This is a genomic window from Arthrobacter bambusae (assembly GCF_022606295.1).
Taxonomy (GTDB): Bacteria; Actinomycetota; Actinomycetes; order Actinomycetales; family Micrococcaceae; genus Arthrobacter; species Arthrobacter bambusae_A.
Genome location: NZ_JAHHZS010000007.1, coordinates 1 through 14,249, shown reverse-complemented (window position 1 = coordinate 14,249; position 14,249 = coordinate 1). Strand labels below are relative to the sequence as shown.

Annotated in this window: 11 protein-coding genes, 1 tRNA gene and 1 pseudogene; 6 read left to right on the top strand and 7 right to left on the bottom strand. The window is 64.5% G+C overall.

All coding sequences use genetic code 11. From position 1 onward, the window contains the following. Positions 1 to 13 precede the first annotated feature (13 nt). Positions 14 to 1,207: a site-specific integrase gene (locus tag KNN17_RS06580; RefSeq protein ID WP_241707998.1), complete on the top strand. Its 1,194-nt coding sequence runs from the start codon at positions 14 to 16 to the stop codon at positions 1,205 to 1,207. 116 nt (positions 1,208 to 1,323) lie between these two features. On the opposite strand, the gene KNN17_RS06575 is transcribed toward KNN17_RS06580, so the two are convergent. Further along, positions 1,324 to 1,397: transfer RNA gene (locus KNN17_RS06575), tRNA-Thr, on the bottom strand. A 150-nt stretch (positions 1,398 to 1,547) separates the two neighbouring features. Beyond that, a complete protein-coding gene (locus KNN17_RS06570) occupies positions 1,548 to 2,426 on the bottom strand; it encodes a DsbA family protein (RefSeq protein WP_078106406.1) in 879 nt (292 codons plus the stop codon). Positions 2,427 to 2,607: 181 nt separating this feature from the next. On the opposite strand from KNN17_RS06570, the gene KNN17_RS06565 reads away from it, so the two are divergent. From KNN17_RS06565 to KNN17_RS06550, 4 genes are all read left to right on the top strand, one after another. Next, entirely contained in the window at positions 2,608 to 4,098 is a 1,491-nt protein-coding gene (locus tag KNN17_RS06565; RefSeq protein ID WP_274619670.1) for an alpha,alpha-trehalose-phosphate synthase (UDP-forming), read from the top strand. Beyond that, on the top strand, positions 4,088 to 4,912 hold the full coding sequence (gene otsB / locus KNN17_RS06560; protein ID WP_241707997.1) for a trehalose-phosphatase: 825 nt from the start codon (positions 4,088 to 4,090) through the stop codon (positions 4,910 to 4,912). The genes KNN17_RS06565 and otsB overlap by 11 nt, the downstream gene beginning before the upstream one ends. Before the next feature lie 194 nt (positions 4,913 to 5,106). Further along, complete coding sequence (locus KNN17_RS06555; RefSeq protein WP_059388327.1) at positions 5,107 to 6,189, top strand: ABC transporter ATP-binding protein; 1,083 nt, start codon at positions 5,107 to 5,109, stop codon at positions 6,187 to 6,189. A 99-nt stretch (positions 6,190 to 6,288) separates the two neighbouring features. After that, positions 6,289 to 7,698 carry a DUF4032 domain-containing protein gene (locus tag KNN17_RS06550; protein ID WP_078106409.1) on the top strand — a complete coding sequence of 470 codons (1,410 nt, stop codon included), beginning with the start codon at positions 6,289 to 6,291 and terminating at the stop codon, positions 7,696 to 7,698. Between the two features lie 9 nt (positions 7,699 to 7,707). Here KNN17_RS06550 and KNN17_RS06545 read toward each other — a convergent pair whose 3' ends face one another. Beyond that, positions 7,708 to 8,379: a GntR family transcriptional regulator gene (locus tag KNN17_RS06545; protein ID WP_241707996.1), complete on the bottom strand. Its 672-nt coding sequence runs from the start codon at positions 8,377 to 8,379 to the stop codon at positions 7,708 to 7,710. 281 nt (positions 8,380 to 8,660) lie between these two features. Between KNN17_RS06545 and KNN17_RS06540 the strand changes: the two genes are divergently transcribed. Continuing rightward, positions 8,661 to 9,887: an amidohydrolase family protein gene (locus tag KNN17_RS06540; protein WP_241707995.1), complete on the top strand. Its 1,227-nt coding sequence runs from the start codon at positions 8,661 to 8,663 to the stop codon at positions 9,885 to 9,887. 53 nt (positions 9,888 to 9,940) lie between these two features. Here the strand turns inward: KNN17_RS06540 and KNN17_RS06535 are convergent, their stop codons facing one another. The 4 genes and pseudogenes from KNN17_RS06535 to KNN17_RS06520 all read right to left on the bottom strand — a co-directional run bounded on the left by KNN17_RS06535 (position 9,941) and on the right by KNN17_RS06520 (position 13,800). After that, positions 9,941 to 11,272 carry an MFS transporter gene (locus tag KNN17_RS06535; RefSeq protein ID WP_241707994.1) on the bottom strand — a complete coding sequence of 444 codons (1,332 nt, stop codon included), beginning with the start codon at positions 11,270 to 11,272 and terminating at the stop codon, positions 9,941 to 9,943. Positions 11,273 to 11,393: 121 nt separating this feature from the next. Continuing rightward, on the bottom strand, positions 11,394 to 12,812 hold the full coding sequence (locus KNN17_RS06530) for an FAD-binding oxidoreductase (RefSeq protein ID WP_241708132.1): 1,419 nt from the start codon (positions 12,810 to 12,812) through the stop codon (positions 11,394 to 11,396). A 54-nt stretch (positions 12,813 to 12,866) separates the two neighbouring features. Continuing rightward, a pseudogene (locus tag KNN17_RS22385) lies at positions 12,867 to 13,232 on the bottom strand (GNAT family N-acetyltransferase); the annotation flags it as partial. Positions 13,233 to 13,305: 73 nt separating this feature from the next. Further along, positions 13,306 to 13,800 carry a hypothetical protein gene (locus tag KNN17_RS06520; RefSeq protein WP_241707993.1) on the bottom strand — a complete coding sequence of 165 codons (495 nt, stop codon included), beginning with the start codon at positions 13,798 to 13,800 and terminating at the stop codon, positions 13,306 to 13,308. Positions 13,801 to 14,249: the final 449 nt, after the last annotated feature.

The following is a 14,249-nucleotide window of genomic DNA, read 5'->3' as shown; positions in this document are numbered from 1 at the left end:
CATTGCGCAAGAAATGAGCAGGTATCCCCTCCCGCTCGGTACATGGGGGACAATCCGGACCGAGCGGGCAACAGCAAAGACCTGGCGCGCCCGGACCTACTTCCGCGACATGGACGGAAAACTGCGACAGGTAGAGGCCCGCGGTCCATCAGCCGCGGGCGCCCGGCGGAACCTGCAAATCAGGCTCCAGAAACGCAGCACCCCGCGCAAGGGCCTGATCGCATCCACGGACAAGATCAGCCAACTCGCGGACCTCTACCTCCTGGAACTGGACCGCTCCGACAAAGCATCACGGACCAAGGACAAGTACTCATTCACCGTCAAGAAGTACATCACTCCCGCTCTTGGGTCCATCCGGATCGGGGAAGCGACCCCCGGGGTTATCGACTACTTCTTTCGCGATGTCGTGGACCATGCCGGACCGGCCACGGCCCGGACCTGTGGGGCCGTGCTCTCCTGGATGTTCAAGATCGCCCGCCGGCACGACGCCGTCCCAACCAACCCGGTCCTGGGGATATCCATCCCCCGCACGCCGTCGGCCAAGCCCCAGGCGCTGGCCCCCGATCAATTCCTGGACTTGCGCTCAAAGCTCATTGCCTGGGAAAACGAGCCGGCACTCGGCAGGACGCGGACACAAGAACTCCACGAAATCGCCGATTTCCTCATCTTCACCGGCCTCAGGGCAGGGGAACTCTTCGCCCTACGGTGGGAAGACATCGAGCTCGACGCCACTCCCCCGACCGTCTTCATCAACGCTACAGTCATCCGGACGTCCACCGGTGGGGTGAGGATTCAGGACCATCCGAAGTCACAACATGGCATCCGCCATGTCACGGTTCCCGATTTCCTCGTGGCCAGGCTTTGTGAACGGCTGAGTCGTCAGGACACCGCAACAAATCCGCTCAACCTGGTCTTCCCATCCACGACCGGCACGGTCTGCGACCCGAACAACGTTGGCAAAACCTGGCGGAAAGCGGCTGACGCCATCGGCTACCCCTGGGTGACGCTCAAGACATTCCGCAAGGCAAACGCCACCCTGATCGCCCGGACCATGGGAGTTGAAGCCGCGGCCTACCAAGCAGGCCACTCCAAGGTTTCGATGACGCAGAAACACTACGTCGAGGAATACAAAGAAGCACTGGACACCCGCGGCGCACTCAACGCCTTCAACCCCGATCCGCCAAAGCCCCCGGACATGGGCATGTAGCCTGGCGCAGGCTCACACCGAAACTGATTCTAGTGAGTTTATGGTGAGTCATGGTTGGAATGAGCACTTTTCGCTCTTCCCGCAGGAACATACCCGCAGGTCAAAGCCACAATCGGAGCCCCCTGTCGGATTCGAACCGACGACCCCCGCTTTACAAGAGCGGTGCTCTGGCCAACTGAGCTAAGGAGGCGCGCCCCGGCGAACCGGGACTGGTGCCCCGGCGAACCGGGACTGGTGCCCCGGCGAACCGGAGCTGGTGCGCGCGAGCGCTAGATAAGGGTAGCCCAAGACCTCCCGCCCACGGAAATTCCCAGTGGACGGAAGGCCTCGGGCCAGAGAGCTACTTCTTCGCTGCGATAGCCGCATTCAAGAGGGTCATGAAGTCCGTCTTGTTATCCCACTGCTTACCGTCGATAAACACCGTCGGAGTGCCGGAGATCCCGATATTCTTCGCCTCTTGGGTGACCACCTTGATGAACGGCCGGTACGTCTTGTTGTCGATGCAGGAGTCGATGTTGGCCGATCCCGCCTGGGTGGCCAACTTCTTGAGGTCGTTGTCCGAAATGCCTGCGCTGCCCTCGGCGGGCTGCTGTGCGTACAGCAGGTCCACGAGCGCCGAGTACTTGTCCGGCGAGGTGTTCGCGACACAGGCCGCGGCATTGGCTGCGCGGGACGAGTAGTTGGTGCTGGAGCTGGCGTCGAGGAAGCCGAACGGACGGTACTCCAGGGTGATCTTGCCATCGTTGCGCAACTGGGTCAGCTGCTGGCTGTACGTGGTCTCGAAGTTCTTGCAGATCGGGCAAATGAAGTCGATGTAGGCCACAACCTTGACCGGTTTGCCAGCTTCAGCGTCAGCCCCCGGAGCGGTCACCGTGGCGGGCGGGGTGGCCGGGGCGGACGGCAGAGATGCCAGGCTGACGGTGCCGGCGGCCACCTTCGTCACATCGGTGCCCTTCAGCAGCGTCACGCCGCCGTGCACGTTGGCGTTCGCCGGCGTCGGGCCCTGGTCGGCAATAGGGGCGTTGTTCGCTATGTTCTGGGTGACCACGAGGGCGATGACCGCGAGGATCGCCACAACGGCAACCACAATGCCCCATCCGATGAGCAACTTGTTGCGCTTGTCTTTCTTCAGCTGAGCTTCGCGGATTTCGCGGGCCTTCTCGCGGGCCTGGGCGGTGCGCTCTGCCTTGGACAGGCGTGGTTCGTTTGCGGGGCTCATCAGTTCCTCGTGATTTATCGACGGCGTTGGGTTATTAGCTATGGCAACGGTGCCAGTTTACGGGAGAAGACTGGCAGCTTTGCTGGGGTCTTCGACTCCAGTCTGAGGAACGAGCAAGTGTCCTTGATGATTCCCGCCGGTAGGGTGGGAGAAGAGTCACAGGCAACCCCAGGGGGCAGCAATGCAAGAACCAGCAAGCGAAAAAATCGACAGCGGACCCGAAGGAAATCAGGCTCCAAAAGCCCGGAAACACGATTTCATGGTGGTCTCCAACCGCCTTCCGGTTGACCGCTACCCCAGCGATGACGGGGAAAACAACGAGGAAGGTTGGCGCCGCTCTCCCGGCGGCCTGGTGACCGCCCTCGCACCGATGATGACAAAGACCGACGGCGCGTGGGTGGGCTGGCACGGCGCCCCGGACGAGGCCCTGGAGCCCTTCAGCCACGACGGCATGGACCTGATTCCCGTGGATCTCAGCACCGACGATGTTGAGCTCTATTACGAAGGGTTCTCCAACGCGACCCTCTGGCCGCTCTACCACGACGTCATTGCCCCGCCGGAGTTCCACCGCACCTGGTGGGACAGCTACCGCCGGGTCAACCAACGGTTCTCCGATGCCGTCATCCAGTACGCGGACCACGGAGCCACCGTGTGGGTGCAGGACTACCAACTCCAGCTCGTGCCGAGCATGCTCCGCCAGGCACGCCCGGACCTGCGGATCGGTTTCTTCAACCACATCCCGTTCCCGCCACCGGAAATCTTCGCCCAATTGCCGTGGCGCCAGGCCATCATCGAAGGCCTGCTCGGCGCTGACCTGGTAGGTTTCCAGCGCCCGAGCGACGCGGCAAACTTCATGCGTTCGGCGCGCCGCTTCATCGGTGCGAGCGTGAAGCAGCAACAAGTCCACGTCAAGGGACGGGATGGGCAGATCACCCATATTGCCCGCGCGCAGGCCTTCCCGATTTCCATCGCCGTGGACCACATCAGCGAACTCGCCGAGCGCCCTGACATCATCGAGCGCGCCCGGCAGATCCGCGAGGACCTCGGAAACCCGAAAACGATCCTCCTGGGCGTGGACCGCCTCGACTACACCAAAGGCATCCCCCACCGCTTGAAGGCGTTCGAGGAACTCCTCAAGGAAGGCCGGCTCAAGGTGGAGGACGCCACCCTGATCCAGGTGGCCAGTCCCAGCCGCGAGCGCGTGCGGCAGTACCGGCTCCTACGCGAGGAAATTGAAGGCACCGTGGGCCACATCAACGGCAGCTACGACACCATGCAGAACACGGCCGTGCGCTACCTCCACCACAGCTACCCGGTCGAGGAAATGGTGGCTTTGTACCTCGCCGCCGACGTCATGCTGGTAACGGCATTGCGCGACGGCATGAACCTCGTCGCCAAGGAATACGTCACGGCCCGGACCAACAATACGGGCGCCTTGGTACTCAGTGAATTCACCGGAGCGGCCGATCAGCTCAAGCAAGCGCTCCTCATGAATCCGCACGACATCGACGGACTCAAGAACACCATCATGCGGGCCGTGGAGCTTCCCCCGAACGAATCCCGCCGACGAATGAAGTCCATGCGGAAACAAATCCTCGACCACGACGTCGATCATTGGTCAGCCGAATTCCTCTCGGCCCTAGCAGAAACCGTGGTTCGCGATGACTCCTGAAACAGCCGCCAATCCCCCGTTGAGCCTCCCGCCCGAGCTGCTCGACGCCGTCCGCAGGATAGCGGGAACCGACCACCTCCTGGTGGCGATGGACTTTGACGGCACCATCTCCCCGATCGTGGACCACGCTGACGCCGCCCGCCCGCTCGAGCGCTCAGCCGCCGCTTTCGCCGAACTCGCCAAGCTTCCGAGGACGACGACGGCGCTCATCTCGGGGCGCGCATTGGCCAGTCTGCGGGAGGTCGCCTCACCCCCTGAAGCCACGCTGCTGATAGGCAGCCATGGCGCCGAGGCCTGGTTGGGCCCCGGTTCGACGGAACTCCAACTCGACGACGCCCAACGGGAGCTCCTCGCCGAAGTCCGCGAAGTCTTGGCCGGAATCTCGCAGGAAGCTCCGGGGACCGTCCTCGAAGACAAGCCCGCCGGCGTCGTACTCCACACCAGGCGTGCCGCCGACGACGTGGCGGAGGACGCCGTCGCGGCGGCGAGGTCGGTGCTCGAAGGCCTGCCTGGAGTCTTCCTCAAGAACGGCAAACGGGTCCTCGAGACCTCGGTAGTGCACTCCTCCAAGGGCGATGCTGTCGAGTTCCTGCGCCAGGCCACCTCCGCCACCGGGATCCTTTTTGCCGGCGACGACGTGACGGACGAGGACGCGATCGCCAGGCTCGGCTCCAGCGACGTCGGAGTGAAGGTCGGGCTGGATTTCACCCAGGCCGAGTTCCGCGTCGAGGCCCCTGTCCACGTCGCAGAACTCCTGGAGGCCGTGCTTCGCGAGCGTCGCCGCAAGGTCTCGGGAGACGCATCTCACATGTGACATTCGTAACATTTAGGCGAATAACCCGGACTGCTGCCATACTCTTGGTTGTGATGTGGCGCACAACTACCGTGCGGCGTCACTCAGTCTCCCTTGCCCGGGCTTAGCCCAGGGCGGGGAGTCCAACTGAATAAACATGAACCATTCACAACGGATCGTCCGGCACGTACCTGCCGGTGAAGGGATTGATAACTGTGGCAACAGTTACTTTTGATAACGCTACGCGTCTGTACCCGGGCACAGATAAGCCCGCCGTCGATAAGCTCAACATCGACATCGCCGATGGCGAATTCCTGGTCCTCGTTGGACCCTCCGGTTGCGGTAAGTCCACCTCCCTGCGCATGCTCGCGGGCCTCGAGGATGTGAACTCCGGCCGCATTCTGATCGGTGACCGCGACGTCACGGACGTCCCGCCGAAGGACCGCGACATCGCAATGGTCTTCCAGAACTACGCGCTCTACCCGCACATGACGGTTGCGGACAACATGGGCTTCGCACTCAAGATCGCCGGCGTTTCCAAGGAAGAGCGCGCCGAGCGTGTCCGCGAAGCAGCCAAGCTTCTCGACCTCGAGCAGTACCTGGACCGCAAGCCGAAGGCCCTCTCCGGTGGCCAGCGTCAGCGCGTTGCCATGGGCCGCGCCATCGTCCGCAACCCGCAGGTCTTCCTCATGGATGAGCCCCTTTCCAACTTGGACGCCAAGCTCCGTGTCCAGACCCGTACGCAGATCGCATCCCTGACCCGCCGCCTCGGCGTCACCACGGTCTACGTGACCCACGACCAGGTCGAGGCCATGACCATGGGTGACCGCGTTGCCGTTCTCAAGGACGGCCTGCTGCAGCAGGTCGACACCCCGCGCAACCTGTACGACCGCCCGAAGAACGTCTTCGTTGCCGGCTTCATCGGCTCCCCCGCCATGAACCTGCTCGAACTGCCCGTCGTCGACGGCGGCGTCCAGTTCGGTGGCACCGTGTACCCGGTACCCCACGATGTCCTCGAAGAGGCACACGGCAAGACCGTCACCCTCGGTTCCCGTCCGGAAGACCTCGAGACCGTTGGTGCCGGCGAAGGCCTCGAAGTTGAGGTCGACGTCGTCGAAGAGCTCGGCGCCGACGCCTACGTCTACGGCCACACCACGCTTGACGGCAAGAGCCACGACATCGTGGCCCGCGTCGACGGCCGCCGCCCCCCGATGAAGGGTGAGTCCATCTTCGTTCGTCCGCAGTCCGGCCACGTGCACTTGTTCGACACGAAGTCGGGCCTGCGCCTGGGCGACTGATCCCCACCGGCACCCTAATATCGAAGCGACGGCGGCCCTTCCGAGTGGACGGGCCGCCGTCGTCGTTAACAACAGCCTCCATACGGAAGAATTGACCCCATGACCGAGCAAAGCGGTGCCAAGTGGCATGACGAACCCACCGACTACGCGCAGATCGGCAAACTCCCGCGCACCGAGGCTGCCAGCGCCAACGACACTGCGCCACCAGCGAGCGTCATCGGATCCCTCAACATCACCGCCGCGGCGGCCGATCCCGAACTCCTGGACCTGCCCTGGCACATCGCCCTCGAAGACTGGCCCGCAGCGAACCTGGCCGCCCTGCCCCGCGGCATCTCCCGGCACATCGTACGTTTCGCGCACTTGGCCGGCTCCGTTATCGCCATCAAGGAAACGTCCGAGCACGTTGCCCGGCACGAGTACCACATGCTCCGCAAGCTGGCACGGATGGATGTGCCTTGCGTCGAGCCGGTTGCAGTCATCACCGGCCGGACCACGGTGGACGGGAAGCCGCTGAACCCCGTGCTGGTCACCCGCCACCTCAAATTCTCCATGCCATACCGGGCGCTCTTCTCCCAGATGCTGCGGCGGGACACGCTGACGAGGCTAATCGATGCCCAGGCGCTGCTGTTGGTGCGCCTGCACCTGATCGGCTTCTACTGGGGCGACGTCTCCTTGTCCAACACCTTGTTCCGTCGCGACGCCGGCGCCTTCGCCGCGTACCTCGTGGACGCCGAGACCGGCGAGCTGTACCCCGATCTGTCGGTGGGCCAGCGCGAATACGATCTGGAGATCGCGCGCGTCAACATCGCCGGGGAACTCATGGACCTGCTCGAAGGCGGACTGATCGAAGAGAAGGTGGACCCGGTGGCGACGTCGGAGCTCATCATGGACTCGTACCGCAGGCTCTGGACCGAGCTTACCGAGAAGGAGTCGTTCGAGCTCGGCGAGCGCTGGCGCGTGGGGGCGCGCATCCGCCGCCTCAACGAACTGGGCTTCGACGTCGAGGAATATGCCATCAAGACCACCGCGGACGGCTCCACCATCCAGCTGCAGCCCAAGGTCGTCGACGCGGGCCACCACCAGCGGCGGCTGCTCCGCCTCACTGGCCTGGATGCCCAGGAGAACCAGGCCCGCCGGCTGCTCAACGACATGGATTCGTTCCGGGCGGACAACAATCCGGACATGGACGAAGAAATAAGTGCCCATACCTGGGTCAGCCAGATCTTCGAGCCCATCGTCCGGTCCATCCCGCGCGACCTCGCCGGCAAGCTTGAGCCGGCGGAAGTGGTCCACGAAGTCCTCGAGCACCGCTGGTATATGAGCCAGAAGCAGGACAGCCACATCCCCTTGGCGGAAGCCGTGCAGTCTTACCTGGATACCATCCTGCGCCACCGGCGTGACGAGGCTGCCATCATGCTCAACCCTGACACTGCGATGCTCAAGATCCTGGAAGCCGAAACCGAGGAATCCCGGTACGACGAGGACGAATACCCGGATTCGGACGACTAACGCCGAGGTTTAGGGCTCCAGCGTCTGCGCGAGTCCCATGAGTACGGGTTCGCGTCCGAGCTCGATGTGGGAGTACGCCAGCGTGTAGGCGAGGTCGGCCTTGCCGCCGAGGATGGCGTTGCATAGTTCCATGTGCTCGTCGCGCTGGAGTTCGTTGCTGCGGTTGTGGGCGAGCCCGAAGATCCAGCGCATCCGCCCGAACAACGGTTTGACCGACTCGATGAGCAGCCGGTTGCCGGACAGCCGGACGATTTCGGCGTGGAACGCCGCACTAAGGCGTACGACGTCGTCGGTCCGGTCGTCGTCGATCGCTTGCCTCGTGTCGTCGAGGAGTTCCTGCAGTCGGCTGCCCGGTTCACCCGCCGCGACGCGGACGGCCGCCATGCGGGCGGCGAACGTTTCCAGGCAGAGCCGCACGTCGAAAAGTTCATTCACGTCGGTGAGCGTCAATTGGCGGACCACTGCGCCCCGGCGGGGGAAGGTTTCCACGAAGCCGTCCTGCTCGAGGCGTTGGATGGCTTCGCGTACCGGAATTCGTGAAACGTTGTAGAGCTCGGAGAGCTCCCGTTCGCGCAGCCGCACGCCCTGCTCGTATCTCCCCGCCACGATTCCCTCAAGAACCAGCTGGTAGACCTGTTCGGCCCGGGCTTCGTCGTCGCGGGCTGTCAGCGTTTCGGACATCGCCTTCGGCCACCCTTCCCTTCCCCGTCGTCTTGCATTCCACCCGAGCATACACGGGCAGAAAGATTGCTTTTTGGTATTCCAGATAACGCAATATTTGTGATTTACATCGACCCAAACCTGCTCTAATCTATTTTTGGTATACAAAAGAGCCGGGGGTCCACTCTCTGTCAACCAGCGCCGGAGCGGGTTCGCCCTTGGCCCCGGCCTGCCATCACGCAGGTCTGGAATCCGCGGCCCACGCTGGTGTGCAATAGATCCAACATCAAAGGAGCAATACATTGAACACCTTGATTCGCGCCGTCCGCCCCTGGGGACAAGCATTGAGCGACGTCCTCGTCACGGACGGCAAGATCACCGGCGTCGAACCCCACCACCCGGCGCGCGCAGCGGCCGGCGACGTCACCGTCGTCGAAGGCCGCGGCCGTCTTCTCGTGCCGTCGTTCTCGGACGTCCATGTGCACCTGGACTCGACCCGCATCGGCCTGCCGTTCCGCGAACACACCGGCGGCCCGGGCGTATGGACCATGATGATGAACGACCGGCAGAACTGGCGCAACGCCGAAGTTCCGCTGCAGGAACGCGTCAACGACACCCTCGGCCGGATGATCGCGCGCGGCACCACCCGAGTCCGTTCGTATGCCCAGATCGACGTCGATTGCCGCCTTGAGCGTTTCGACGCCGTGATGGCCGCCAAGGAGCAGTTCAAAGGCCAGGCCGACGTCGACATCATCGCGTTCCCGCAGGCCGGCCTCCTCCTCGAGGAGGGCACCGTGCCCCTCATGGACCAGGCCCTCAAGGCCGGCGCCAATGTGATGGGCGGCATCGACCCCTGCAGCCTGGACCGCGATCCGGCCCGGCATCTGGACATCGTCTTCGGACTGGCCGAAAAGTACCAGGTCCCCATCGATATCCACCTCCATGAGCCCGGCGAACTCGGCGTGTTCAGCACGGACCTGGTGCTTGAGCGCACCCGCGCGCTGGGGATGCAGGGCAAGGTCACCATGTCCCACGCGTACCAGCTGGGCAGCATCTCCGAGGCCACCACGCGCAGCCTCATCGACGAGTTCGCCGAACTGGACATCTCGATGGCGTCCGTGGCGCCGGGTTCCGCCGGGGTGGCGGGCCAGCTGCCCATCCCGATGCTCGCCGAAGCCGGAGTCCGGATGGGCTTGGGCGAGGACGGCCAGCGCGACTACTGGTCCCCCTACGGCAACACGGACATGCTCGACCGCACATGGCAGCTCGCTTTCACCCACGGCTTCCGCAAGGACGAGCTCATCGAGCACTGCCTCGCGATCGCCACGGTAGGTGGCGCAAGCATCCTCGACCCGTCCGCCACCCGACTGAAGGGCACGGCACACCGCCCGGGCGTCGAGGTCGGCGATCCCGCGGAACTCCTGCTGCTCGACGGCGAAACGGTGGCCTCTGCCGTCATGGACCGCGGCACCGACCGCACAGTGATCCACCGCGGCAAGGTCGTGGCGGATCAGCTCGAGCTCGTCTAATTCCGCACAAAAAGTGGCCGTTCCCTCGCGGAGGGACCGGCCGCTTTCTTGGTTTAACGCCCGACGGCGGCAGGCTCGCCACGGCGCTCCGCCTCGGCGGCTGCCACCCTCACGGCGGGCCCGCGCACGGCGGGCCCGCGCACGGCGAGGAAACCGGCAAGCGCAAGGAACACCGCCTCCGCCGCCAAGGCCCAAAACGGAACGTCCCAGCCACCGGACCACTCATGCAGGAATCCCGCGCCCAAGGGCCCCAGGGAGGCCAGCGCGAAACCCAAACCCTGGCTCATGGCGGAAAGGCTGCCAGCGCTCTCCGGCCCTGCCGAACGGATGACCACCAACGCCATTCCCAGCCCGAAGCCGGCGCTCTGGACGATCCCCAACAGGCCGACCATCAGGAACTGCAAAGCTGCGGGCGCCGTCAAGACGCCTATCAAAGCCGCGGCAACGAACAACCCCAAGCCCGGAGCCATGAACTTCAGGACCGCTCGACGCCCCGCGAGGACGGGAGCCAGCAAGCTTGCGGGCAGCCCGGCGATGCTGAACCAGGCCAAGAGCCCGGCCGCGTCCGCCGCGGTCTGGCCCTTCGACACCAGGAAGACAGCCAACCACGAGGTAATGGCGAAATACAGCATGGCTTGCAGCCCGAAGAAAGCGGTCACAGCCCAGGCCGTCCCCTGTTTTCGCAGCGGAATGGCGACGGCCTCGCCCGTGGCGCCGCCCGCCGTCGTCGTCTCCTGTAAACCAGCGCCCGACGCCGGTCCGCCGCTTCCATCGGTCCCGCCGGTCCCGCTGGGGCGCCCTGGTGTTTGATCTGTACGCCGGATCAACGCGGCCGCGAGCACGGCGGGGACGGCCCAGACGGCCAGTGCCCAGGCGAGGCTTCCGCCGAGCGCTTGCTGCAGCGGCTGGACGAGCCCTGCGCCGAGCGCCGCGCCCAGACCGAAGCCCATCGTGCACAGCCCCGTCCACCAGCCGGTACCGCGGTTTGCTTTGACGATCTGTGGCACGAGCACGCTGGCGGTCATGATGGATGCCCCTGCCAGGAACGTTCCGGGCAGCAACAGCCCGGGCACGAATACGCGGCCAATCAGCGCGGCGGCAAGTACCAGAAGCGCCGCAGCCACGGCCCTGCCGGTGCCCAGGCGACGGGCCAGCCACGGACCGCAGGGAGCTGAGACGCCGAAAGCAAGTACAGGCAAGGCACCGAGCAGCGGCAGCAGATGCGCGTCGAGTCCGAAGCCTGCCTGCAGCTGGCCCATCGTGCCGGCGACCGTCGTAATGGCCGGACGGAGGTTGATGGAGACAAGCGCCAGTGCAACGAGTACCCCGGCGGCCCGTCGGGCAGCGTACGCGGAAGCACCGTGGCGCCGGCTTGTTTGTCCCATTGGTCGTCTCCCGGAATCTAATTTGGTATACCAAATAAGATTAGGGGCATTGCTTGGTAAAGTAAACCGGCATGGGTCTAGGGCGCGAGATCTTCACGATCAGATTTGGAATACCAAAGCTCTAAATGGCCTTGCCGGGGTTGAAGATTCCGGCAGGGTCGAAAAGCTCCTTGATCCGCCGCTGCAACTCGCGGATGGGTGCGGGCTGCTCAAGGCCAAGCCAGCGCAGCTTGTACTGACCTACCCCGTGCTCTCCGGTGATGGTTCCACCCATCTCCAGCGCGGCATCGATGGAGTCGTCCAAGGCCTTGTTGAGGCGGGACATTGCATCGGCGTCCACTTCCATGTCCACACGGTCCACCCAGAAGGTCGGGTGCAGGTTGCCGTCGCCGGCGTGGGCCACCACCTTGAGCTGGACATCGTGGGTGACGGCCATGGCTTCGAGCGCGGCCACGTATTCGACAAGCCGGGACCTGGGAACGGCGACGTCCTCCCCTACCCGGTATTCGTTGTCCACTTCGTCGCCGCGGCTTGAGCGGCGCATCTCGATGAGTCGCTCGGCTTCCGCGTTCGATTCCGCCGTCACCGAGGCGCCGCCCGCTGCAAGCACCTCCCGCACGAGCGTTGCTTCCGCGGCAGCTCCGAAACCGTCTGTCTGGATCAGGAGAAGCGCCTGCCCGCGTTCTCCGAGGTCCGAGCCGTACAGTTCATCGAGCTGGGCCAGCGTACCGGCGTCGAGCATTTCCATGATGGCGGGCTGGACGCGTGCCTTTCCGACCGCGAGGACGCCCGCGGCGGCACCGCGGAAGTCCGGGTAGAACGCCGCCACGGTCTGTACGTCGCGGGGAAGGTAGCGCAAGCGCACCGTCACGCCCACCACGATGCCCAAGGTGCCCTCCGAACCCACAAACAGTGCCGTGAGATCGTATCCGGCCACGCCTTTGAACGTCTGGTGTCCTGTGTGGATGAGCGAGCCGTCGGCCAGGACGACGTCGAGCGCCAGCACCGAGTCTCTGGTCACGCCGTACTTGGCGCAGCGCAGGCCGCCGGCGTTCGTGGCCACATTGCCGCCGATCGTGGACATCTTGTAGCTCGCAGGGTCCGGAGCGTACATCAGGCCATGTTCAGCCGCCGCGGCGTTCAGATCCGCGTTAACCACGCCAGGTTCGACGACGGCGGTCTCGTCGTCGGCGTTGAGCTGCAGGATCCGGTTCATGCGTTCCAAGCTGAGCACGATGCACCCTTGGCTGGCATGGGCACCACCGGAAACCCCGGTGCCGGCGCCGCGTGCAACAATCGGAACCCCGTACCTGGCGCAACTGCGCACCACGTGCTGCACGTCATCCACGGACTCGGCGAACACCACAGCCAAGGGCAACTGCAGGTCCAGGACCGGTCCTTGGTCTGCCGCGTAGCTCGTTCGTGTCTCTTCGTCGATGGCGACTTGTCCCTGCGTGAGCGCGGCCGCCAGTTCATCGATGAATCCGCCGGGGCCTTGGCTCTGCGGGGTCGGCCCTGCAGGAGTGATGCGGCGGGCCATGACGATTTCCAATCTGGTTTTATCCTGCGGATACGGCCGGCTGGCACCTGTGTATTCAAAGCCATGCCGGGCGTAGAAGGCCCTGGCGCGGGCGTTGTCCTCGTGGACACCCAGTTCGATCAGGGCCGCGCCGAGCTCGGTGCCGGCGACTGTGCATGCCTCGTCGAGCAACTGGTCTGCCAGGCCCAGACCCCTGTGTTCGGGCGCGACGTAGACGCTGATCAGCATCGCTTGCTGAGCCTGGGAAGGATCCTGTGGCTGCTTGAGGACGACGCGCATGAGTCCGCTGATCCGGCTGCCATCTGTCCCGTCATCCGCCACGAGCGTGATGCTCGAGTCACCCGACATCGTGGCTGCTCGCTCCTGCCACTGAGTATCGGTCTGGCGCCGTGCTGCCGCTAAGCTCTCCACGTAAGCCATCGGGGTGTCCGACAGCATCTCCAACCGGACGTCGCGAAGCAAACGCCAGTCGGCAGCTTGGAGCCGACGGATTCTATTCACTTGCGCCGCCCATGAACCGGACGTAGCGCTCAAGAACTCCAGGCCAGTCGGCAGCGTAGTTTGCACGGGTTTGCGCGGGGTGTTCGGCGCCTTCCCAGCCGTCGTGCACCAGACGGACCTCTGTACCTCCGTCAACCGCCCGGAAGGCTAGTCGGAGTTCAGTGGACCACATCGCGGTGCTGCCCGGATACCAACTCGCGTGGAAGGACAACGGCGGCTGCCAATCGTCGATGGTCCCCCATATCGAGGTACGCCCGTCGTCCGCGGTCTCGAGGATCAAATTCTCCTCGAATTCAACGTGCGAGCCCGCCCCGTAGACGCTGTGGTCCTCCATCGGCCACCAGAGGTGCGGGTGATCGGTGAAGCCCATGAAAGCATGCGCCACCGAAGAAGGCACGACGACGGTGCACACCACCGGGTTCAGCTCGCCGGATGGCTCCGGCTGGGGTTCGGAGTCCGGCGCGAGGTGACTAAAGAGGCTCTCCATGTGCACCAACTTTACCGCCGGGATAAGAGCCCTGCCTCCGGCCCCTCCCAAACGCCCGCTCACTTATGACGGGTCCGGGCCGGACGCCCGCTCACTTATGACGGGTCCGGGCCGGACGCCGGCTCACTTCTGCTGAGGGCAGCTCGGGGATGGGGGTCCGGTCCGGCTCAATGGTGATCCGGTGTTGCCACAACCGTTGATATGTGAGCCGGCGTTTGGGGAAACGGGCGTATATGTGAGCCGGCGTTTGGGGAAACGGGCGTATATGTGAGCCGGCGTTTGGGGAAACGGGCGTATATGTGAGCCGGGGTTGGTGGAAACCGGGTGATATGTGAGCGGGGGTTTTCGTTGATCGCGCGCTCACTTATGGCGGGTCCGGGCCGGACGCGCGCTCACCTTGGGTGGGGTGGGGGTCCCGGGGCCGGGGGGGTGTTGGTGGTGTTTGTTTT

Bases quoted from the DNA above. Each gene is read 5' to 3' on its own strand.
- KNN17_RS06580 (WP_241707998.1), top strand. From the start codon at position 14: ATGAGCAGGTATCCCCTCCCGCTCGGTACATGGGGGACAATCCGGACC.
- KNN17_RS06570 (WP_078106406.1), bottom strand. From the start codon at position 2,426: ATGAGCCCCGCAAACGAACCACGCCTGTCCAAGGCAGAGCGCACCGCC.
- KNN17_RS06565 (WP_274619670.1), top strand. From the start codon at position 2,608: ATGCAAGAACCAGCAAGCGAAAAAATCGACAGCGGACCCGAAGGAAAT.
- otsB (WP_241707997.1), top strand. From the start codon at position 4,088: ATGACTCCTGAAACAGCCGCCAATCCCCCGTTGAGCCTCCCGCCCGAG.
- KNN17_RS06550 (WP_078106409.1), top strand. From the start codon at position 6,289: ATGACCGAGCAAAGCGGTGCCAAGTGGCATGACGAACCCACCGACTAC.
- KNN17_RS06545 (WP_241707996.1), bottom strand. From the start codon at position 8,379: ATGTCCGAAACGCTGACAGCCCGCGACGACGAAGCCCGGGCCGAACAG.
- KNN17_RS06535 (WP_241707994.1), bottom strand. From the start codon at position 11,272: ATGGGACAAACAAGCCGGCGCCACGGTGCTTCCGCGTACGCTGCCCGA.
- KNN17_RS06530 (WP_241708132.1), bottom strand. From the start codon at position 12,812: ATGGCCCGCCGCATCACTCCTGCAGGGCCGACCCCGCAGAGCCAAGGC.
- KNN17_RS06520 (WP_241707993.1), bottom strand. From the start codon at position 13,800: ATGGAGAGCCTCTTTAGTCACCTCGCGCCGGACTCCGAACCCCAGCCG.